This window comes from Gluconacetobacter liquefaciens (assembly GCF_003350405.1).
Lineage (GTDB): Bacteria > Pseudomonadota > Alphaproteobacteria > Acetobacterales > Acetobacteraceae > Gluconacetobacter > Gluconacetobacter liquefaciens.
The window spans coordinates 207,255-226,928 of sequence record NZ_QQAW01000001.1 but is presented as its reverse complement, the minus strand read 5'-3'; the positions used below and the strand labels follow the sequence as shown (position 1 = coordinate 226,928).

Annotated in this window: 20 protein-coding genes and 1 tRNA gene; 11 read left to right on the top strand and 10 right to left on the bottom strand. The window is 66.7% G+C overall.

What is annotated here, in order from left to right:
• Positions 1 to 81: 81 nt before the first annotated feature.
• The 3 genes from C7453_RS01070 to C7453_RS01060 all read right to left on the bottom strand — a co-directional run bounded on the left by C7453_RS01070 (position 82) and on the right by C7453_RS01060 (position 2,132).
• Positions 82 to 158, bottom strand: a tRNA-Pro gene (locus C7453_RS01070).
• A 118-nt stretch (positions 159 to 276) separates the two neighbouring features.
• On the bottom strand, positions 277 to 858 hold the full coding sequence (locus C7453_RS01065) for an LOG family protein (protein ID WP_114725245.1): 582 nt from the start codon (positions 856 to 858) through the stop codon (positions 277 to 279).
• Positions 859 to 926: 68 nt separating this feature from the next.
• Positions 927 to 2,132 carry an MFS transporter gene (locus C7453_RS01060; RefSeq protein WP_114725243.1) on the bottom strand — a complete coding sequence of 402 codons (1,206 nt, stop codon included), beginning with the start codon at positions 2,130 to 2,132 and terminating at the stop codon, positions 927 to 929.
• A gap of 112 nt (positions 2,133 to 2,244) precedes the next feature.
• On the opposite strand from C7453_RS01060, the gene C7453_RS01055 reads away from it, so the two are divergent.
• Positions 2,245 to 2,826 (top strand): NUDIX domain-containing protein, encoded by a 582-nt coding sequence (locus C7453_RS01055; protein WP_114725241.1) that lies wholly within the window; start codon positions 2,245 to 2,247, stop codon positions 2,824 to 2,826.
• A gap of 68 nt (positions 2,827 to 2,894) precedes the next feature.
• On the opposite strand, the gene C7453_RS01050 is transcribed toward C7453_RS01055, so the two are convergent.
• The 3 genes from C7453_RS01050 to folD form a co-directional block, all read right to left on the bottom strand.
• A complete protein-coding gene (locus C7453_RS01050) occupies positions 2,895 to 4,943 on the bottom strand; it encodes a M1 family metallopeptidase (protein ID WP_371858476.1) in 2,049 nt (682 codons plus the stop codon).
• 157 nt (positions 4,944 to 5,100) lie between these two features.
• Positions 5,101 to 5,847, bottom strand: a complete 747-nt coding sequence (locus C7453_RS01045; RefSeq protein WP_114725239.1) for a methylenetetrahydrofolate reductase — start codon at positions 5,845 to 5,847, stop codon at positions 5,101 to 5,103.
• A gap of 13 nt (positions 5,848 to 5,860) precedes the next feature.
• Positions 5,861 to 6,775 carry a bifunctional methylenetetrahydrofolate dehydrogenase/methenyltetrahydrofolate cyclohydrolase FolD gene (gene folD, locus C7453_RS01040; protein WP_114725237.1) on the bottom strand — a complete coding sequence of 305 codons (915 nt, stop codon included), beginning with the start codon at positions 6,773 to 6,775 and terminating at the stop codon, positions 5,861 to 5,863.
• A gap of 43 nt (positions 6,776 to 6,818) precedes the next feature.
• Between folD and C7453_RS01035 the strand changes: the two genes are divergently transcribed.
• Positions 6,819 to 7,874: a threonine aldolase family protein gene (locus C7453_RS01035; RefSeq protein WP_114725235.1), complete on the top strand. Its 1,056-nt coding sequence runs from the start codon at positions 6,819 to 6,821 to the stop codon at positions 7,872 to 7,874.
• A gap of 105 nt (positions 7,875 to 7,979) precedes the next feature.
• Here C7453_RS01035 and C7453_RS01030 read toward each other — a convergent pair whose 3' ends face one another.
• Together C7453_RS01030 and C7453_RS01025 are read right to left on the bottom strand one after the other, a co-directional pair.
• Complete coding sequence (locus C7453_RS01030; RefSeq protein ID WP_114725233.1) at positions 7,980 to 9,545, bottom strand: Do family serine endopeptidase; 1,566 nt, start codon at positions 9,543 to 9,545, stop codon at positions 7,980 to 7,982.
• A gap of 141 nt (positions 9,546 to 9,686) precedes the next feature.
• The gene (locus C7453_RS01025; RefSeq protein WP_114725230.1) at positions 9,687 to 10,121 is read right to left on the bottom strand and encodes a nucleoside deaminase; all 435 of its coding nucleotides are present in this window, start codon (positions 10,119 to 10,121) and stop codon (positions 9,687 to 9,689) included.
• A gap of 347 nt (positions 10,122 to 10,468) precedes the next feature.
• Here C7453_RS01025 and C7453_RS19570 point away from each other — a divergent pair, with 347 nt between their 5' ends.
• The 6 genes from C7453_RS19570 to C7453_RS01000 all read left to right on the top strand — a co-directional run bounded on the left by C7453_RS19570 (position 10,469) and on the right by C7453_RS01000 (position 16,529).
• The gene (locus C7453_RS19570; RefSeq protein WP_255318178.1) at positions 10,469 to 10,594 is read left to right on the top strand and encodes a hypothetical protein; all 126 of its coding nucleotides are present in this window, start codon (positions 10,469 to 10,471) and stop codon (positions 10,592 to 10,594) included.
• Between the two features lie 217 nt (positions 10,595 to 10,811).
• On the top strand, positions 10,812 to 11,543 hold the full coding sequence (locus C7453_RS01020) for a gamma-glutamyl-gamma-aminobutyrate hydrolase family protein (RefSeq protein ID WP_114725228.1): 732 nt from the start codon (positions 10,812 to 10,814) through the stop codon (positions 11,541 to 11,543).
• Positions 11,540 to 12,316 (top strand): pseudouridine synthase, encoded by a 777-nt coding sequence (locus C7453_RS01015; protein ID WP_114725226.1) that lies wholly within the window; start codon positions 11,540 to 11,542, stop codon positions 12,314 to 12,316. Before C7453_RS01020 ends, C7453_RS01015 begins: the two co-directional genes overlap by 4 nt.
• A gap of 7 nt (positions 12,317 to 12,323) precedes the next feature.
• Positions 12,324 to 12,905: a 16S rRNA (guanine(966)-N(2))-methyltransferase RsmD gene (rsmD, locus tag C7453_RS01010; protein ID WP_114725224.1), complete on the top strand. Its 582-nt coding sequence runs from the start codon at positions 12,324 to 12,326 to the stop codon at positions 12,903 to 12,905.
• A gap of 169 nt (positions 12,906 to 13,074) precedes the next feature.
• A complete protein-coding gene (locus C7453_RS01005) occupies positions 13,075 to 15,783 on the top strand; it encodes an FtsK/SpoIIIE family DNA translocase (protein ID WP_114725223.1) in 2,709 nt (902 codons plus the stop codon).
• Positions 15,780 to 16,529 (top strand): RluA family pseudouridine synthase, encoded by a 750-nt coding sequence (locus C7453_RS01000; protein WP_114725221.1) that lies wholly within the window; start codon positions 15,780 to 15,782, stop codon positions 16,527 to 16,529. Before C7453_RS01005 ends, C7453_RS01000 begins: the two co-directional genes overlap by 4 nt.
• A gap of 17 nt (positions 16,530 to 16,546) precedes the next feature.
• Here the strand turns inward: C7453_RS01000 and C7453_RS00995 are convergent, their stop codons facing one another.
• Positions 16,547 to 17,080 (bottom strand): hypothetical protein, encoded by a 534-nt coding sequence (locus C7453_RS00995; RefSeq protein WP_114725219.1) that lies wholly within the window; start codon positions 17,078 to 17,080, stop codon positions 16,547 to 16,549.
• Positions 17,081 to 17,285: 205 nt separating this feature from the next.
• Between C7453_RS00995 and C7453_RS00990 the strand changes: the two genes are divergently transcribed.
• The gene (locus tag C7453_RS00990; protein ID WP_114725217.1) at positions 17,286 to 17,534 is read left to right on the top strand and encodes a DUF3126 family protein; all 249 of its coding nucleotides are present in this window, start codon (positions 17,286 to 17,288) and stop codon (positions 17,532 to 17,534) included.
• Positions 17,535 to 17,639: 105 nt separating this feature from the next.
• Here the strand turns inward: C7453_RS00990 and C7453_RS00985 are convergent, their stop codons facing one another.
• Positions 17,640 to 18,257, bottom strand: a complete 618-nt coding sequence (locus tag C7453_RS00985; protein WP_245948686.1) for a DUF2939 domain-containing protein — start codon at positions 18,255 to 18,257, stop codon at positions 17,640 to 17,642.
• 176 nt (positions 18,258 to 18,433) lie between these two features.
• Between C7453_RS00985 and C7453_RS00980 the strand changes: the two genes are divergently transcribed.
• Together C7453_RS00980 and C7453_RS00975 are read left to right on the top strand one after the other, a co-directional pair.
• On the top strand, positions 18,434 to 19,267 hold the full coding sequence (locus C7453_RS00980) for a HesA/MoeB/ThiF family protein (RefSeq protein ID WP_114725215.1): 834 nt from the start codon (positions 18,434 to 18,436) through the stop codon (positions 19,265 to 19,267).
• A complete protein-coding gene (locus C7453_RS00975; protein ID WP_114725213.1) occupies positions 19,257 to 19,649 on the top strand; it encodes a DsrE family protein in 393 nt (130 codons plus the stop codon). The genes C7453_RS00980 and C7453_RS00975 overlap by 11 nt, the downstream gene beginning before the upstream one ends.
• Positions 19,650 to 19,674 lie beyond the last annotated feature (25 nt).

Genomic DNA, 19,674 nt, shown 5'->3' with positions numbered 1-19,674 from the left:
CCGACGTGGTCTGACACCAACGTGTGCAACCCGTATTACCGGGTCATAACGGCATTAAGCCGCCCGACATAAGGGAAAATCTGGTCGGAGTGAGAGGATTCGAACCTCCGGCCCCTGCGTCCCGAACACAGTGCTCTACCAGGCTGAGCTACACTCCGAACTCGTGTGGGGGGCTATACATGCCCTCTCGACTCTCCGCAAGAGCCCGGGCGCCAACTATTCGCCCGAGCAGCGGTTTTTTGTCATGCCGCCGTCATATCCGGCCTCGGCCGAACCTTACAGCCGGCTGGCATCATCCACGACCGGGCTACGCATCACGGCCTTCAGATGCACCATCGTCGTGGCCACGTCAGGCACGACCTCGAACAAATCCAGCGCCGAGGCTTCCGCGAAACCGTTTTCCACCGCAGCCCGTAGCATGCCCAGCATCGGGTCAGCCCAACCGGCGACATTGACGATGAAGATCGGCTTGTCGTGCAGCTTCAATTGCCGCCAGGTCAGGATTTCCATCGTCTCGTCGAATGTACCCAAGCCTCCGGGCAGCACGACGAAGGCATCGGCCCGGGCAAACATCAACTGTTTGCGACTGTGCATCGAGTCCGTCACCGTCAGGTCGCTCACCCCCTGATGCATCACCTCTCGCGCTTCAAGAAAGGTGGGGATCACACCAGACACCGCACCGCCGGCCGCCAGCGTCGCATCCGCCACCGCACCCATCAGCCCGACATCGCCACCGCCATAGACCAACCGCATGCCGGCTTTGCCAAGCTGCTGCCCCAGGTCCCGCGCAGCCTCCTGGAACGCTGGCCGGCCCCCGAAACGGGACCCGCAGAATACGGCAACGGCAACAACGGACATGAGTCGTTATCCTCCTGAAGATGGATCATCCGCGAGATCCGGGCCACCCCCCACAAAGACAGTCGCCGTCAGGCGGCATCGGGGCGGGCCCGCTCCCGCAGCAGCAGGGTGGCACCGACCCCGGCGCCGGTAAACAGTGCCGAGACCAGAAACATCGGACCATAGCCCAAGCTATGGATCACCAGCCCCAGCATCGGGCCGGAAAGACCGATACCGATATCGAGAAAGACGCTGAAGGCCCCCAGCGCCGCCCCCCGGTTATGCGGGCCCGCGCGCGTCACTGCCTCCACCCCAAGAGCCGGAAAGACCAGCGAGAACCCAGCCCCGGTCAACGCAGCCCCCAGATCGGCCGAGAACACGTCCGCGCTCCGCCAGAGCAGCAGCAGCCCGGCAACCTCGACCAGCAGCGACACCACCGCCACCTTCATCCCGCCGCGCAGGCCGATCTGGCGCGAGAAGAACAGCCGCACCAGAACGAAGACCAGGCCAAACACCATCAGCCCCACCGCCGCACCGTCCCAGTGCCGGTCGGCGAAATACAGCGACAGACAGGCCGAGATGGCCCCGAACCCGACCGACCCGCAGGCCAGCACGATGCCGTAAGGCAGAACGCGCCAGAAGACCTGAGAGAACGGCATGACCTCGCCCCCCTTGGCAATCGGTGGCACGGCGGCATATCGCGTGGCCAACGCCAATCCGAACGCAGGCAGCAGCGCCGAAAGCAATCCCACCCCGGCCAGCCCACCAAGCACCCCATGGGCCTGTGCCAGCACCGCGCCCACCGGCGCCCCGAAGGCGATACCGCCATAGGAAGTGATGCCGTTCCAGGAAATCACCTGCGCCGTCCGTTCCGGCCCGACACGCCCGATATTCCACAGGATGGCCCCGGTCGCAGTCCAGCTTTCACCCACCCCCATCAGGATACGGCTGGCAATCAGCAGCAGCATGGCCAACCCAGCCCGATGCATGAACAGGCCAGACAGCATCAGCGCCTGCCCTGCCAGCACGCAGATCGCAAGCCCGATCACCACTGCCGGCTTCGCGCCCCGCTCGTCCACGAACCTGCCCGCCTGCGCGCGCGAGGCGAAGGTCGCCAGATATTGCAGCGACACGGCCAATCCGGCGATGACGGTATTATAGCCCAGCGTGCCATGCACAAAGAGCGGGATGACTGCCAGCGGCAGACCGATATCGACGTAGCAGATCAGGTTGAACAGCACGACGGCGAGAATTCGCAGCGTTGGGTTGGCCGGTCCGCTCCGTAAGACAGTCATGACGAGGTGCACACTCCGGTTACTTCGATACCATACGGGCCGACGACGCCATTCGCCAAGCATGGCCGCCCCACGCCATGATGGAAATGCCACCACGAGAGGAACGTCCCACATGACCGCCGACACCCCCATCCCCGAAGATACGGGCGGCTTCGTCACCCTGTCCTCGCGGATCGCCTACGAAAATCCATGGACCCGCGTGCGCGAGGACATCATCCGCCGGCCGGATGGAGGCGAAGGACTCTACGGCGTGGTCGAGCGGGGGGATTTCGTCGTCATCCTGCCACTGGGCGAGGGGCCGGACGGCCCCACCGTGACGCTGGTGCGCCAGTATCGATACCCGATCCGGGCGCGGCTGTGGGAACTGCCGATGGGCATGTGGGAATATCGGCCCGACGCCGATCCCGAAACGGTGGCCCGGGGCGAACTGGAAGAAGAAACCGGCCTGCATGCCGAACGCCTGCGGCATGCCGGCATCCTGTATCAGGGAGCCGGCTATTCCACCCAACGCGGCCATGTCTATCTGGCGACCGGCCTGACGCAGGGCACGCCCCGGCCAGAGGCAACCGAGGCGGACCTGACCAGTCACACGATGAATCTGACTGAACTGGACCGGATGATCCGCGATGGCGAAATCACCTGCATGGTCACGCTGGCCGCGCTGGCCCTGATCCGCGCGCGCGACTGGCTGTAGAACCCGTCCGGGAATGAGGACTGGCAACAGACGGGCACCAATCCCCATTCCCGAACAATCCCCAGGCCTCAGCGCGCGGGCGGCGCTGCCGGCGGAGTGGGCTGGGCCAGGGTCAGCGTGTTGTCGGCACGGTTCAGGTCCGGGATGTCATGCCCCGGATCGAGGGTAACAGCCTGGGGTGTGCGCGAACCCGGAATCGTCAGTTCGATCTCGTTGCGCAGGTACCAGGCTTCGGTCGGTATGGTCAGGCGCGCGTTGGTGCCATCGGTATAGCTCACCTGCAACGTCACCGGCAGCGGCAGCCAGCCCTTGTTGTCCACCGTCACCAGCAGGCCGGGTGCCGCGCCTTCGCCGGTGGGCGTGGCAGACTTCACCGCATAGTCCGGCCCCCAGTTATTGAAATACCAGCCCCGCCAGAACCACGACAGATCCTCCCCCGTCTCGCTGTCCATCAGCCGGAAGAAATCCGAAGGCGTAGGGTGGCGATAGGCCCACATCGCAATGTAGCGACGGAAGGCACGGTCGAACCGCTCCGGACCCAGGATCTGCTCGCGCAGCAGCTTCAGCCCATAGGCGGCCTTGAAGTAGGTGACCGGATGCCGATAGTGCTCGGGGATCAGGTCCGAAGGTGTCATCAGGCGCGGCGCGGCCGGGTCGCGCAGCACCGAGAGGATATCCTCGGCCGGCTTGCCGGTGGCGGGCGCGAACTCCACATCATGCTTGGGCGCGAACTCGCCGGAATTGAAATCGTCCGACGCATAGGTGTCGATAAAGGTGTTGAATCCTTCGTCCATGAACGCATGGCGGCGTTCATTGGAGCCCACGACCATCGGGAACCAGTCATGGCCCAGTTCATGCGCCGTGACCCAGAACAGTTCCGGGTCCTTGTCGCGCATGCCGTCGAAAACGATGCCGGGATACTCCATCGCCGCGCCATGCCCGCCCAGATTGATCGCGTTCGGCCACGGATAGGGGTACCAGCGACGCGAGAAATATTCGATCGCGTATTTCACATAAGACGTGGAGCGGTCCCACTGATGCGGTCCCGCGCCTTCCACCGGATAGGCCGACATCGCCAGACGCGGTACCGGCACATGACCCGGCTCGACCACCACCGGCGGCAGGTTCAGACGTGCCGCATCCCACAGGAAAGCTGGCGAGGCCGCGAACGCCACGTCGCGCGTATTGTTCATGCGGAAATGCCAGGTCTTGGTACCGGTCTGGGCCGGATGGCTCTTGGGATCGTGGATATCGGCTTCGGTGCGGATCATCACCCGCTCGTCGCTCTTCGCGGCCTGCGCCAGCCTGTCGCGCTCGGTCTGGGTCAGCACATCGGCCTGGTTGAGCAGCGCGCCGGACCCGACCACGGTAAAGTTCCACGGCACGGTCACGCTGTAATCGATATCGCCATAATCCAGGAAGAACTCCTGCCCCAGATAGGGCGCGGTATCCCAGCCACGAACGTCGTCATAGACGGCCATGCGCGGATACCATTGCGCCACCTCGTAGATATCGCCATTGCGGGTGGAACTGACGGCGGTGCGCCCACCCGCGGGGCCGGGAATGGTATAGTGCCAGACGATCTTCAGCCGGATCTTGCCGCCCTTGCCCTCCAGCGCCGTGGGCAGCGGCACCTGCATCCGCGTGTCGGAGATGACGGGCGTAACCGGGATGCTCTTGCCGTCCTGTTCGATCGACACGCTTTCGATCACATCGCCATCGGTATGATCGCCATGGCGCTGCGGATTGACGAAATTGCCGCGCGAACCGTCACGATAGATATTCTGGTCGAGTTGCACCCACAGCACATCCAGCGCATCGGGGCTGTTATTGGCGTAGGTGATGATTTCGCTGCCAGAAAGCAGGCGGTTGGTGGGGTCGATCGCCGCCTTGATCTCGTAATCGACGCTGTTCTGCCAATAGGCGCCACCCGGCACGCCGCCGGCCGACCGCGTGCTGCCCGCCGGCATCGGATAGGCCAGCGGGGCGAAAATACGGGCCGGATCGGGCGCCGGCATGGCGGATGCGGCTGCCGGCGTCGCCTCTTCGGCAAGCGCGGGCGCCACGCCGCCCACGATCAGCATGGCGGCCCCCAGAACACGCCCGATCGCGGTCATGGTACCGGCGATCCCCGGCTGAAACCCTGGCCTGGTGGACAGGCGTGGACATGGACGGTGGTACGGCACGATCAGGACCTCTCGGGGAAAACAGATTCTTTCCCCGAGGCTAACGGAATTGCAGGGCGGACGTAACCCGTCCCCGCCCCGCGCCGTATCAGCCGAGCGCCTGCTGAATCGGCCCCAGATAGGCAGCCAGGTTCACCCGCAGCGGCATCAGATAGACATGCCCCGCCGCCGCCCGGACGGCACGGATCGCCCGAACCGCGAATGCAATGTTGGCTTCCAGCGTCAGGTCGAACCCGTGGGGAAAAACGACATGGTTCGTCGTCTCCCAATAGGAGCGCGATTTCGGCCCGATAACCGGCGAAAGCCCCCAGAACACGGTTTCCCCCTCCAGCCAGCCCATGCACAGATCCAGCATCCGCATGTCGAACACCGGCTGGGTAAAGAAGCCGGCGGCCCCGGCCTCCTTCTTGCGCGCCACCGCCTCCATCTCCCGCCAGGGCGCATGCCGCCAAGGATCGAAGGCGGCATAGACCGTCAGATGCGGCGCCTCGCGGCGATAGCGGCGGATCACGCTTTCCGACGAATTGGGAAAGGTCCGGCGGCTCAGATCGGCCGGCGGATCGCCCCTCACCACCAGCACTTCCGTAAGCCCCGGAATATTCACCCCCGGCAGCGGGCCGTGAGGGTCGATATCGATGGCCCGGATATGCGGCACGACACGCGGCAGGATCGGCTGCAGCAGCGGCACCGCGTCCCACCCCTGCATCGGAAAGCGCATCAGGCTGGGCACGTTCAACGTGTCGGCCAAGGAAAAATGCGTGCGAACCTGCTCCGCATCGCGCAGCAGAGCCTCCGCATCACGCGGAATCAGTTCGACCGACAGGCGCATCGTCATCCCTCCGCCGCCCTCAGGCCGCGCCGACAATGCGCCGGGCGGCCGCCAGGGTATTGTTCAGCAGGCAGGCGATCGTCATCGGCCCGACACCGCCAGGCACCGGAGTAATCCGCCCCGCACGGGTCACGGCCTCCTCGAACGCCACGTCGCCCACCAGCCGCGTCTTGCCGTTGGGCAGCGAGATGCGGGTGATGCCCACATCGATCACCGCCGCGCCGGGCTTGATCCAGTCGCCACGCACCAGCCCGTTGCATCCGGTCGCCACCACCAGGATATCGCCCTGCCGCGCCAGCGCCGCGGGGTCACGCGTGTCGATATGCGCGACCGTCACGGTGCAGCCCTCGGCCAGCAACAGCCGCGCCATCGGCCGCCCCACCAGATTGGACGCGCCGATGATCACCGCATGCAGGCCCCGCAATTCGCCCAGCTCCGATTTCAGCAGCATCAGGCAGCCCAGCGGCGTGCAAGGCACGATGCCCGGCTGGCCCAGAGCCAGCCGGCCGGCATTCACCTCGCCCAGACCGTCCACATCCTTATCGGGATGAATGGCATTCGTGACCGCCACCGGGTCCAGTCCCGCGGGCAGCGGCAATTGCACCAGGATGCCGTGAATTTCCGGGTCCTGATTCAACCGCCCGATCAACGCCAGCAATTCGCCCTGCGACGTGGTTTCGGGCAGCATGTGCATGAACGAGCGCATGCCGGCGCGATGGGTCTGGAGCGCCTTGTTGCGCACATAGACCTCGCTGGCCGGGTCGTTGCCTACCAGCACCACCGCCAGGCCGGGCGTCACCTGATAGCGGTCATGGAACGCACGGACATCCTGTGCGATCGTCTGCGTCAGGTTCGCCGCGAATGCCTTGCCGTCGATCAGGCGCGCGGACGGGTTGCGAACGGACGCGGTTTCGGCGGAAGCTGGCTCGGTCATGCGGCACTCCGGACAACGGGAACGGAAAGAGCAGGGGAATAGCGTGGTAGAGCAGATACGCAAGAACTTCAGCAGCGACAATGTCGTTCCGGCCTGTCCCGCCGTGATGTCCGCCCTGGCCGCCGCCAACGCGGATGCCGCCCCCGCCTATGGCGGCGACGCCTGGACGGCACGCCTGGACGACGTGGTGGCGGATATCTTCGAACACCCGGTCAAGGTCTTTCCCGTCGCCACCGGCACGGCGGCGAACGCGCTGGCTCTGGCCGCCCTCGCGCCCCCCTATGCCGCGATCCTGTGCGACGAAAGCGCCCACATCGCCCAGTCCGAGTGCGCGGCACCGGATTTCTTCACCGGCGGCGCCCGGCTGGTCACCATCCCGTCCGAAGACGGGCGCATGGCACCGGATGCCCTGTCCTACATGCTCGACCGCCTGCCCGCCGACGACGTGCATAACCCGCTGCCGACAGCGCTGAGCCTGACCCAGGCCACCGAATGGGGCACCGTCTACCCGCCCGCCCGCATCGCCGAACTGACGACACGGGCCCGCAGCCGGAATCTCGCGGTACATATGGACGGCGCCCGCTTGGCCAACGCCATCGCCCATCTGGGCTGCAGCCCGTCCGAAGCGACATGGAAGGCCGGCATCGACGTGCTGTCGCTGGGCATGACCAAGAACGGGGCCATGGCCGCCGAGGCGGTGGTCTTCTTCAACCCGGCACACGCTGAACAATTCGCCCGTCGCCGCAAGCGCTCCGGCCATGACTGGTCCAAGCAGCGATTCCTGAGCGCGCAGGTTCTGGCATGCTTGGAAGACGATCTGTGGCTCAACAACGCCCGCCACGCCAACGCCATGGCACAACGCCTGGCCGGCGGCCTGTTCCGCCACCCCGGCTCGCGGATGCTCTACGAAACCCAGGCCAACGAAATCTTCGTCCTGCTGCCGGACCGGGCGATCGCCCATCTGCGCACTGCGGGATTCGCCTTCCACAACTGGGACACGCCGCAAGGTGTGGATGGTACCGTCATCCGCCTGGTCACCAGCTATTATACCCGCATCGCAGATGTTGACGCGCTTCTGGAAACACTTTCGGAAATCTAATCTTATTTCCGTTCTTTTCAGAAAAGAACAGAAAAGCTCTTACTCGTTCAGCAACCTTGTGTCCGGAACGGCGCCGCCCCCCTGAGGGAGCGACGCCACCACCGGTTAGTCGTTATCGTTATCACTACCGGCCGCGCCACTGTCATCGGACGAACCCGGTGTCACGGCGATGAACAGGTTCTGGCCACCGCGCAGCACACGCAGCAACACCGACTGGTTGGATTTCAAGGCGGCACGAACGGCGGTCACCGTGGCCCCCGGATTATCAACCGGGCTATTGCCGACGGCCTGGATCACGTCACCCGCGCGAATACCCGCCTGCTCGGCCACCGACCCCGCCTGGACATCACTGACGACGACGCCACGCACCGAACCATCCAGCCCCAGTTGCTGGCGCAGATCGCGCGTGAGCGGCGAAAGCGAGACCCCCAGACGCGGACCGCCGGCCTCGCTTCTGTCACCAACCGAGCCATCTGGCGACGACGCGCTGGACAGGTTCGCGATCTTCACCGTGGCCGTCTGCGCCGCGTTGTTGCGCAGATAGGCGATCGTCGCCGAGGTACCCGGCGGCAGCGACGCAACCTTGACCGCCAGATCATGCGGGGTGTCGACCTTCTGGCCGTTCAACGCGGTAATCACGTCACCGGCCTTCAGGCCCGCCTTTTCGGCCGGGCTGCTGTTGCTGATGCTGGCCACCAGCGCGCCGCTGGGCGGCGCACCGTCGCTGGCCGGCTTCAGGCCCAGCGCCTTGGCCATGGCCGGCGTGATCACCTGCGCCACCACACCCAGATAGCCGCGCGTCACATGGCCGGTCTTCTGCAACTGCTCGACGACGTTCTTGACCACGTCGGAGGGAATGGCGAACCCGATGCCGATCGACCCGCCCGTGGGCGAAAGGATGGCGGTGTTCACGCCCACGACCTTGCCGTCCTGGGTAAAGAGCGGCCCACCCGAATTACCACGATTGATCGGCGCATCCACCTGGATGAACGAATCATACGGCCCGTCGCCGATATCGCGGCCACGCGCCGAGACGATGCCCGCCGTCACGGTGCCGCCCAGCCCGAAGGGATTGCCGACCGCAACCACCCATTCGCCGGGTTCCACCTTGTCGGATTCACCCAGTTCGATGAAGCGCAGCTTGCTCTGGGTCGTAACCTTCAGCAGCGCCAGATCGGTCTTGGAATCGCGTCCGATGATCTTGGCGGGCAGGGTGGTGCCGTCATCGAGCGTCACCGTCACCTTGGTCGCGCCCTTGACCACATGGTTGTTGGTCACGACGAACCCATCCGCCGAGATAATGAAGCCCGATCCCCTGGCCTCGACCGTCCGGCGCTGCTGCTGCGGCATCATCTGGAACGGAAACGGGAAGGGAAAGGGCATCTGCTGCTGGCCCTGCATCCCGCCCTCTTCATCCACGTCTTCCGCGCGGATATTGGCGGTAATGGAGACCACGGCAGGGCGCACCTGCTTCACCAGATTGACGAAATTGGGCAGCGTCTGGGTCTGGGTGCTCGGACGGATGACGCCTGTCTCGTCAGCCCGTGCCGTGTCCATCATCACGGCCTGCGCCGCGCCGCCCAGCACCGTCGTGGCGACCAGCGCGGCCAAAACCCTGCCCCGCATCCGGCGCGGGCGGAAAGACATCATGGGCTGAAACTCGTCAGTCATAGCATTCCTGATTGTTGCTGGAGCGGCCGGGCAAGACGCCGCCCCTTCCTGAGGTACAGTCCAGAATAGTATGCGGTCGAACCCAACCTGTACCGTACCTGTCGATGAAGGATGCGTTATCTCCGCATTTCCCGCAAATTCTCACGCGCGCAATGCCTGAAAAAAATCGTGCAATAACTGTGCCGCCTCGCGCTCGCGCACCCCGCCCACCCATTCGGGCCGATGCAGGCAGTCCGGTCGTGCCAGCAGGCGCGGCCCGTGCTCGACGCCGCCCCCCTTGGGGTCATAGGCACCGAACAGAATGCGCCCGACCCGGAAATGCACCGCCGCCGCCGCGCACATCGGGCAGGGCTCCAGCGTCACCACCAGCGTGCAGCCCGTCAGGCGCGGGCTGCCCAGCCGCCGGGCGGCCGCCCGCATGACCAGCATCTCGGCATGGGCACCCGCATCATGCGCGGCCTCCACACGATTGCCATCCCGGGCCAGCACGCTGCCATCCGGTCCCAGCAGCACGGCTCCCACCGGAACCTCGCCCCGCGCCGCAGCGGCACGCGCCTCCTCCAGCGCAATGGCCATCGGGTCGACAGGGCGGCACTCAGTCGACACCGCGCACCCTCCGACCAGAATATGGCGCAAAACCGCAGAAAATCAGATCCTGTCGTCGCCCGGTCATGAAACTCCACCCTCGTCGGCCGCGTTCGCGTCACATAGATCCCATCGCCCCATATGCGGGCAACGGGGCAGGACGCAGCGTTCACAACATATTACAGGCCGGCATGGCGTCCAGAATGGACCAAACAACGCAAACCGGGAAAAAATATTGATTTTAATGGACAGACCGGGTTGCGACTGACAGTGTAACGACATCGCCGGTAACGGATCCTGAAACAATCGGGACCGATATGAAAGACAGGAGGCAGACGATGAATACGCTCACGTTGATCCTGGCCGCCGCGGCAATCGTCATCGGTTTTTCGGCATGCGAACCGGAACTGATGGGCCGTCATACCCTGACCGCGAGCCTGCACTCGATGGTCTCCGACGGCTGACCGATCGGGCGATCCGGCATTCGCCAGACGACCCACTCATCGGTATCGCGTATCCCTGGTCGTGCGTGCTACGAGACGCAGGTGCGGGCATGCGCTACACCCCGTTATGAAATGACGGCCCGAGCCCCCCGAACCGCGCGCCGTCATTTTCACTCGGCCCCATCATTCCGCGCATGGCGGATTTCCCTGACGGCGATATTCCTCTAGGTCAGGCGGAATGATCCGATCCCGCCCTCTGATCGGCGTCACCCTGGACAGCGAAGCCGGCACTCCCGACGGGAGCGGCTATTCCCGCTTCCCATGGTATGCGCTGCGTTGCAATTATATGGACGCCATCGCCGATGCCGGCGGCCTGCCCGTCGCGCTGTCCCATCACGCCGATCTCGCCCCCGCCATGCTGGCGCGGCTCGACGGCCTGGTGATTACCGGCGGCGCCTTCGACGTCGACCCGGCTCTGTATGGCACGGACCAGCGACACGACAGCGTCACCCTCAAGACCGGCCGTACCAACGCCGAACTGGCGCTGGCACGGGGCGCCATCGCATCCGGGTTGCCGGTGCTGGGCATCTGCGGCGGTCAGCAACTGCTGGCCGTGGCCCTGGGCGGCACCCTCATCCAGCATATCCCCGACACCGTGGCGGATGCGCTGGCGCACGAACAGCCCAATCCGCGCGACGAACCCGGCCACAAAGTGGACATCCTGCCCGGCACGATGCTGGCACGGGTCACGGGCGCCACGCGGATCGCCGTCAATTCCGCCCATCACCAGGCCGTGCGCGAGCCGGGACGAGCCATCATCAGCGCCGTGGCGCCCGATGGCGTGGCCGAGGCCATCGAATATCCTGGCCATCCCTTCTGCCTGGGCGTGCAATGGCACCCGGAATTCGCCATATCCATGGCAGACAGACGTATTTTTTCCGCCCTGATAGAGGCTTCGGGATCGAGATGACAAAGCGCGACGACACCAACCGGCCCGAGCGCGGCGAACGGATCGCCAAATGGCTGGCCCGCTCCGGCATCGCCAGCCGCCGCGACGCCGAACGCATGGTCGAGGAAGGGCGCGTGCGCCTGAACGGCGAGGCAGTGACCCATCCGGCAACCTTCGTGGTGGCGAGCGACGTCGTACAGGTGGACGGCGCGGTCGTCGAAACCCCTGAGCGCACCCGGCTCTGGCGGTACCACAAGCCCGACGGACTGGTGACGACCCACCGCGACCCCGAGGGCCGGCCGACCGTCTTCGCCTCGCTCCCCGAAGGCATGCCGCGTGTCATCAGCATCGGGCGGCTGGACCTGAACAGCGAGGGCCTGTTGCTGCTGACCAATGACGGCGAACTGGCGCGCCGGCTGGAACTGCCGTCCAACGGCTGGCTGCGCCGCTACCGCGTCCGCGTCTTCGGCGTGGTGGACGAGGCCCAGTTGAAGGCGCTGGCCGACGGCAGCGTCTTCGAAGGCGTACGCTACGGCCCCATCGAAGCAGGGCTGGATTCCCGCAAGGGCGACAATGCCTGGCTCACGGTGGCGCTACGCGAAGGCAAGAACCGCGAGGTGCGCAAGGTCATGCGTGGCCTGAACCTGCATGTCAGCCGCTTGATCCGCACCGCCTACGGCCCGTTCCAGCTCGGCACCCTCCAACGGTCGGAACTGGAGGAAGTGCCGGGGAAGGTACTGCGCGAGCAGATCCCTGGACTGGGGCCGTCCCCGCGCCCGTCACGCAAGTCCTGACCGGCCGATGCGGATCGTCGCCGGCCAATGGCGCGGTCGCGCACTGGTGGCGCCACCTGGGCGCACCACCCGGCCCACCGCCGACCGGGTCCGCCAGGCCCTGTTCGACATGCTGCTGCATGCGCCCTGGGGCGGCCACGGCCTGATGGAAGAGGCACGGGTGCTGGACGGCTTCGCCGGCACAGGCGCCCTGGGGCTGGAAGCCCTGTCGCGCGGCGCACCCCACTGCACGTTCTTCGAGACCGACCGTACCGCCCTGGCCGCGCTGCGCGCCAACATCGCGGCCTGCGGGGCGCGTGACCGCACGACGCTGCGCGCCGGCGACGTCACCCGGCCACCCGCCGCCGGCCAGCCATGCAACCTGCTGCTGCTGGATCCCCCCTACGGGCAGGGACTGCCGGAACGGGCTCTGACAGCCCTGGCCCGGACGGGCTGGATCGCCCCCAACGCACTGATCGTGATCGAGACCGGCGCCGACGAACCCCTGCCCACCGGCAACCCGATCCTGCCCGACGCCCCGCTGGCCGAGCGCCACCACGGCGCGGCGCGGCTTTCGATCTGGCGGGCCGCCGGCACAATGCCGCAATAACGGCTGAACCGCCCTTCTGTATTCCGGAAAGGGCAGGCTATACTTACCCGGTTTCCGGACCCAGGACCGGCCGCCCTCCCGGTCGGGCCGTCCGCTTCATCGTGCCTGCCGTCGTGACGGAACCGCCCGGTCCACGCAACGACGGCCCCAGCGTACAGGACCCGAACATTTGCCGAGCTTTGGCCGCTACATTCCTGCCTCTCTGAACGCCCCGCGCATCCGGTCCGCCGCAAGGCAGAGACTGGCCGAGATGGGAGGCATGGTGCTGTGGCTTCTGGCCCTGGCGCTGGCCGCATCACTGTGGAGCTACAACCCGCTCGACCCGTCGATGAACACCGCCAGCACCCAGGCCCCCACCAACCTGCTGGGCATGGCCGGCTCCTACCTGGCGGACGTGCTGTTGCAGAATGTCGGCATCACCTGCGCCCTGCCGATCCTGGCGATGATGGCCTGGGGCTGGCGAGTGATCCGCCATGCCGCCATGGGGTCGATCCTGCTGCGGGCGGTGGCGATCCTGTGCGCCATGCCGGTCATGGGTGCCTTGCTAGCGGCCGTGCCGATGCTGGCCCCGGTCCTGCCCATCCCGCACTGGCCCACGGAATCCGGCCTGGGCGGCGCTTTCGGCCTGTCGATCGCCCATACCGCGCTCCAGGCGGGCATGTCGCTGCTCGGTCCGGCCGGGCGGCTGGCCGTATGGGTACTCGGGCTGCTGCTGACCCTCCTGCTGGTACCGCTGGGGATCGGCCTGTCCCGGACCGAATGGAAGGCGATCGGCCGGGCCCTGCGCGCTGTCGCTCGGCAGCCCATGCGCCTCGCACGCCGGATGCCGGCCCCCACCGCCCCGGCCGACCGCCCCGCCGCCGACGCCACCGGCCGCTGGAACGGCTCGCTGGACGGCACCGTGCCGCCCCCCCGGCCGGACCTCTCCGCCCAGGCCCGCGCGCCCGAACCGCCACGCTCCACACGCACCGAGCGCCCTGCGCCGGAAGCCCGGCCCGCGGTCCATCCGCCCGCCCAACCGGCCCCCCGCCCCACGTCCCGGCCACCTGCCCGGCCGTCACTGGGCACAGGCTGGGTCCAGCCCCCCGGCATGGAAGACGACACCGCCGACGAGGCGCCCCCCCTGCTGCTGGGTGGTCCGGCAACCCAGGCTATCGTCCCCCGTCCGGTGCCGGAGGCCACGCACCCTCCCGTCACGCCGGCAGCCCCCCCGGCCGAACCTCCGCGCCCTTCCCTGATGGGCCGGCTGTTCGGCGGCCGCCCCGAGCCGGCGGAGTCACCGGCCGCCGCCACCCGCGCGGTACCCGATCCGGACGATTACACGCCTCCACCGCGTTCCGACGGCCGCGATCCGTGGCGCCTGCCGCCGCTCGACCTGCTGAAACCCGCTCCCGCGCACGGCCAGACTGGCCCCTCGCAGGACGCATTGCAGGCCAATGCGCGGCTGCTGGAAACCGTACTGTCCGATTACGGCGTACAGGGGCAGATCGGGCAGATCCATGCCGGCCCCGTGGTCACGCTGTATGAGCTGGAGCCCGCGCCGGGCATCCGCTCGGCCCGGGTGATCGGCTTGGCGGACGACGTGGCACGGTCGCTGTCGGTGCTGAGCGTGCGGATCGCCACCGTACCCGGCCGCAACGTGATCGGCATCGAAGTGCCCAATGCACGGCGCGAGACGGTCTATCTGTCCGAACTCTTCACCGACGACGCCTGGCACCATGCGTCGTCGCAGCTCTGCCTGGCGCTGGGCAAGGATATCTCCGGCATGCCGGTCTATGGCGACCTGGCACGCATGCCCCACCTGCTGATCGCCGGCACCACCGGGTCGGGCAAGTCGGTGGGCGTCAACGCGATGATCCTGTCGCTGCTGTTCCGCATGTCGCCCGAGGAATGCCGCCTGATCCTGATCGACCCCAAGATCCTCGAACTGTCGATCTATGAGGGCATCCCGCACCTGATGACGCCGGTAGTCACCGAGCCGGCCAAGGCCGTCGCCGCGCTGAAATGGACGGTGCGGGAAATGGATCGCCGTTACCGCGCCATGTCGCACCTGCAGGTGCGCAATATCGGCGGCTACAACGAGCGGGTAGCCGATGCCCGCCAACGCGGCGAAGTCGTCTCGCGCCGGGTGCAGACCGGCTACGACCCCGAGACCGGCCGCCCGACCTTCGAGGAACAACAACTCGCGCTGGACTCCCTGCCCTATATCGTCGTGGTGATCGACGAAATGGCGGACCTGATGATGGTCGCGGGCAAGGAGATCGAAACGGCGGTGCAGCGCCTGGCGCAGAAGGCCCGCGCGGCCGGCATCCATGTGATCATGGCGACGCAGCGCCCCTCGGTCGACGTGATCACCGGCACCATCAAGGCCAATTTCCCGACCCGTATCTCCTTCCAGGTCATCAGCAAGTTCGACAGCCGCACCATCCTGGGCGAGCAGGGGGCAGAGCAGCTTCTGGGCCAGGGCGACATGCTCTACATGCAGGGTGGCGGCCGGATTACCCGCGTCCACGGTCCCTTCGTCGCCGATAGCGAGGTCGAGGACGTGGTGCGCTTCCTCCGCAGCCAGGGCGAGCCGATCTATGATGACGATGTGATCTCGGCCCAGGACGAGGATGGCGGCGGCAGCAGCGGCAAATCGTCCGGCAACGGGCTGAGCGGCGGCTATGACGAGGAAACCAGCCTGTTCGACCAGGCGGTGGCCGTCGTGGCGCGCGAGGGCAAGGCATCGACCTCGTTCATCCAGCGCCACCTGTCGATCGGCTATAACCGGGCCGCCAAGATCATCGAGCAGATGGAAAAGGAGGGCATCGTCAGCCCGGCCAACCATGTCGGCCGGCGCGAAGTCCTGCTGCGCCGCACCCCCGACGACGAATGACCCGGCGAGCGCGCCGGCCCCCGCCCCGGCAGGCCGGCCCGGCATCCCGCCTTCCTGCGGGTGCCCCGCCCACGGGCGGGGCCGATCCATTTCCGGTTCTGTTCCGCGACACCCGTTTCCTGGTCATCGACAAGCCGCCCGGCCTGCCGGTGCATGCCGGCCCCGCAGGCGGCCCGTCGGTCGAGGATTCCTTCCCGCTGCTGTCACGGCGGGCGGACGGACCATGGCTGGCCCACCGGCTGGATCGCGACACGTCGGGCTGCCTGCTGATCGCCCTGCGCAAGCAGCCGCTATTGGCCGCACAGGACGCCTTCGCCAACGGCTTGGCCCGCAAGACCTACTGGGCCGTGGTACGCGGCCGCCCCGCCGCCGACAGCGGCACGGTAGCGATGACGATCGCCAAACAGTCGGACAAACAGGGCTGGCGCATGGTCCAGGCCCCCACGGGCCAGGACTCACACACCGCGTGGCGGCTTCTGGCCAGCGACGGAGAAACAAGCTGGCTGGAGTTGCAGTTGCTGACCGGGCGCACCCACCAGGCCCGGCTACATTGCGCCAGCCTGGGCTGCCCGGTCCTGGGCGATCCGGTCTATGGCGACGCAACGGGGCAGGACGGCTTCAGGCTGCACCTGATGAGTCGCGCGCTCTCCTTGCCGCTGGACCCTCCGGTTTCCGCCGTCGCCCCACCGCCCGCCCATATCCGCGCCGCCCTGAAGCGCCTGGGGTGGCAGGAAGACCCGACATAAACTGACATACGGAAACGTCAGGACTTCTCCTCTTCCAGGGCATGCAGGCAACCGGTACCCCGATCGATCAGATGAATGTCATGCACCTCGCGGATCGCCGTGAGGGCACGCGGCCGCCAGGATGCGGGTTCCGCCGCCGGGGCGCAGATGTTCCTCCCGCCGAGAGGCACATCATCTTTCCGGTCCAGGATCGACAGCACAGCCCGCGGATTATGGATCAGGGCCCGCCGCAGCGCGGCCTGAAGCGCGTGGCTCGTGCCCGGATCGGCAACCGGGATCAGGTCGGGCACCAGCACGATCCAGTTTTCCCAGCCCGCCGCCACGGCACGACGCACGCGCGGCCATTCATGTTCGCGCGTCAACCTGCGCCCGACTTCCTGGGCACCATCCTGCCTGATCTGTTCGGCCAGCACCTTCGCATTCAGCGGCTGCATGGCTTCCAGAGGGCCAAAACTCGTCAGACCCGCCCCCATTGCCGGTGTTGTCAGTACCATCGCCAGCAAGGCAAGGCGCAGGGGCGTAAAAAGGCGAGCGAACACTGCACGGCGCATCGACAAAAGATCCTCCCGAACAGGGGACTGATGAAACGACGAAATCAGACGATTGAGGCGGGAAGGCGGCCTTGGCGCGCTGCCGCCCGGTTGCGGGCAGGGCATCGAATGCCTATAGCGAGCATCATCATATCGGGCTCGGACGGCGTCCGCCCCACCATCGGGCCATGCCATCGGCCCCACCCTTTCCGACAGAGAGCATTCCATGAGCAGCATGTCCGCCTCCGAAATCACCCGCCTTCAGGTCTGCCTGCGCCGCCTGCTGGGGTCCCCCGAACTGACGGTCAATCCGCCGCCGCGCGCCGGCCTGTCGGTCGAGGTCGCCGTAAAAGGCGAGATCATCGGCACCGTTCACCGGGACGAGGATGAGGGCGAAGTGTCCTACGCCCTGCACATCACGATCCTGGAAGAAGACCTGCCCGCCGAGACGACCGCGACCCGCGCCCGCCGCTGAACCATCCGCCCTTACCGCCCGTCCCCGACGGGATGGGCGGCAGCAGGGCACGACCGGCGGAAACCTGCCCACAGCCAACGCACGCGCAGACGGACTATATCGCCGTCAGCGCGAGAGCAGGGCGAGCCTGTCCGGCGCGGCCGAAGCCTCGATCACCGGGTGATCGGTTCGGCTGGCCGGCAGATCCACTTCGGTAATCTTCCACCGCCATCCCTGAATCCGCATCTGCAGGCGCAGCGGCGTCTCCTGCTCGTGGCCCGGCATCACGGCACGGGCCTCGAACATGTCCGGGCGCAGAAAGCGAATGCGGACATGATGCAGCATGGCCACCGGGGAGATCACCGACACCGGCTGCGCCGCCGGCATGACCTGCCCCATCAGCGTATCGAGGTTGGCGGCATTCACATGTACGTCAATCGCATGAGACACCGCCGTGGTGGCAAACGACGAACCGAATTCCGGCAATTCGTCGTCACTCGCCGGCTGATTGCCCACAATCCCGCTGATGATCTGCGTCTTCAGGCTGGCCTGCACGGCACGCCAGTTCAGAAACGTGCCCAGTGTGCGCGTGTCATGTGCCTGAATAGCCGACGAAACCGACCACAGCGTCACGAATGGCGAGGCCACGAACAGGGACAGCGACATGACCAGCGTCACCGCACAGATGCGGCGCGCCTGCTGCCGCCGAACGGCGACCATGTAACCGGCAGGCATCAGACGCATGAAACGGTCCATCGAAAAAATCGCCCCTGTCTTGCTCCCACAACATACGATAAACATATCGGCCATGCATGCGTTTCATGCCGCGTGATACAAATTGTTATAAAAAGTCAGGCCAAACGCCATATTCCGCAGCAGGCATGCGGGGCGCATACAAGGCCCAAGACAAGGCAGGACGTATGATTCCTGATTTTTCCGAGACCGAAATCCAGCGCTATGCCCGGCATATCCTGCTGCCGGAAATCGGCGGCACGGGGCAGGCCGCCCTGCGCGCCGCCAGCGTGCTGATCGTCGGTGCCGGGGGGCTGGGCTCGCCGCTCGGCCTGTATCTGGCAGCGGCGGGCGTCGGCCGGATCGGACTGGTCGATGACGACGTGGTGGACCTGTCGAACCTCCAGCGCCAGATCGCCCATACCACCGACCGGATCGGCCGCAGCAAGGTCGAGTCGGCGGCCGAGGCGATGCGCGCAGTCAATCCGCTGGTCCGCATCGACACCCACGCGACCCGGCTGAACGCCGACAACGCGCGTGCGCTGGTCGGCGGCTACGACCTGGTGTGCGACGGTAGCGACAATTTCCGCACCCGCTACCTGGTCGCCGATGCCTGCGCGCTGGAACGGCGCACTCTGGTCTCGGCCGCCGTGCTGCGCTTCGAGGGGCAGCTATCGACCTTCCGTCCGCACCGGGGCGGGCCATGCTATCGCTGCCTTTATCCCGCTCCGCCGCGTGACGGCGCGGTGCCGTCCTGCGCCGAGGCCGGGGTTTTCGGCGCGGTCACCGGGGTCATGGGCACCTTGCAGGCTACCGAGGCCCTGAAAGAGATCCTCGATATCGGCGAGAGCCTCGCCGGCCGGCTGCTGGTATGGGATGCCCTGGCGGCACGCTTCCACACCATCCGCCTCTCCCGCGATCCCGACTGTCCACTCTGCGGCACCCATCCCACCATTCACGACCTGTCGGCCCATGCGTCCGGACAGGTGCCAGCCGGAGCCTGCGCGATCCATGCCGACTGACACCCCGCGCGAAGGGCTGGCGATCCTGCTGCTCGATGGCGGCTTCGAGCGGGCGCATTACGCCCTGGTCCTGGCCGCCGGGGCACTTGCCGTGGACCGGAAGGTGCTGATCTTCGCCGCCGGGCACGGGGTCCATGCCCTGGCGCGGGACTGGCAGGGGCTACGCGATGCCGGCGCGGACAGCACGACCCAGGCTAGCGGCGTCGCCGGCTTCGACGTCCTGCGCGAAGCCGTCCAGGCACTCGACGGCACGCTGATGGCCTGTGAGTCCGGCCTGCGTCTCACCGGTCTGGGTGCCGACGCCCTATTGCCGGGCGTGACCGTGGCGGGGGTTCCCGCCTTTCTCGATGCCGCGCGCGGGCGGCAGGTCATCAGTCTGTGACGGGGCGGCGGATCGCGCAATGCAT